This window comes from Phocaeicola sp. HCN-40430 (assembly GCF_037890285.1).
GTDB lineage: Bacteria > Bacteroidota > Bacteroidia > Bacteroidales > Bacteroidaceae > Phocaeicola > Phocaeicola acetigenes.
In genome coordinates this window covers 1-432 of record NZ_JBBKBS010000085.1, presented here as the reverse complement: position 1 = coordinate 432, position 432 = coordinate 1, and the positions used below count along the sequence as shown (strand labels likewise).

The window sequence follows — 432 nt, the reverse complement described above, 5'->3', positions numbered from 1 at the left end:
GAAACCCTCATACGAGAAGGCTTGAAACCCTACTTAAAAGAAACTCCCATCGTCACCGTACGCATGGCCAACTATAAAATATCCGTATTGGGAGAAGTTACCCGGCCGGGTACCTTCACTGTATCCAACGAAAAAGTCAATGTACTCGAAGCCCTTGCCATGGCAGGCGACATGACCGTATACGGAGTACGAGACAATGTAAAGCTGATTCGCGAAGATGCACAGGGTAAACGTGAGATTGTGATGCTCGACCTTACCAAGTCCGACATCGTGCTTTCTCCCTACTTCTACCTGCAGCAGAACGACATCCTGTATGTCACCCCCAATAAAACCAAGGCCAAGAACTCCGAAATCGGTAACACCACCACCATTGCCATTTCGGCTACTTCTATCCTGGTATCCATTGCCAGCTTGATTGTAAATATTGCAAAA

1 protein-coding gene is annotated in these 432 nt (G+C 47.2%); it reads left to right on the top strand.

Going from position 1 to position 432, the window contains the following annotated elements; all coding sequences use genetic code 11:
- Positions 1 to 432 (top strand): polysaccharide biosynthesis/export family protein (locus tag WKU26_RS12705; RefSeq protein ID WP_340322323.1); only part of this gene is annotated, 432 nt, incomplete at both ends.